This is a genomic window from Sedimenticola hydrogenitrophicus (assembly GCF_029017505.1).
In the GTDB taxonomy this organism is placed as follows: Bacteria; Pseudomonadota; Gammaproteobacteria; order Chromatiales; family Chromatiaceae; genus Sedimenticola; species Sedimenticola hydrogenitrophicus_A.
The window spans coordinates 1-613 of the sequence record NZ_JAQGEI010000115.1 but is presented as its reverse complement, the minus strand read 5'-3'; the positions used below and the strand labels follow the sequence as shown (position 1 = coordinate 613).

Annotated in this window: 1 protein-coding gene; it reads right to left on the bottom strand. The window is 56.0% G+C overall.

Annotated features, from left to right (window positions below):
* Window positions 1–75: 75 nt before the first annotated feature.
* On the bottom strand, window positions 76–613 hold a 538-nt coding region (locus tag O9K64_RS23510), incomplete at its 5' end, for a GNAT family N-acetyltransferase (protein ID WP_305793251.1).

Sequence of the window (613 nt, the reverse complement as noted above, 5' to 3'; positions counted from 1 at the left end):
CCATTCATCTTGTCAAGCCGAACGCCTGAGTTCAGCGGCTGCCGCAGGCGGTCCGCCTGGACGATGGGTTGGGCGTCATTTACGCGACTTGCGTATTTGCAGTTGCATGACGTGTCTCCTTATTCCCTGACGGGCAACCTCTGTGAATCCTGCCTCCTTAAACATAGACACAAAGCCCATGTGTCGATAGCTGGGCGAATCTGGATCGACGGCATAGCCTTCCACCAACCTCGCTCCGTGCTTCCTCGCATGACGAACCGCCGCCGCCAACAGCTGCTTTGCCAATCCGATTCCACGATGTTCTTGGCGAACAAAGAAACAGGTAACAGACCAAAGCTTATCTGTCTCTTCAGCCTCACCAGGCTTGCGTAGGCCACGGAAGGTGTTGAATGGAGCGAGTGAGCACCACGCCACCGGTTCTTCGCCGATGTAACCGAGCAAACCGACTGGCGCCCCTTCACTAATGCGTTGCTTCATCAGTATTCTTCTGCCGGAACCCGACCCGCTCCTGGGATCCTTTTGATCGGCTCGCCAAGCCATGCACCAGCAGTACTTTGGACTACCACGCGCACTGAAGAGCTTATCAAAATCGTCCCAGCGGTCAGCAGTCACC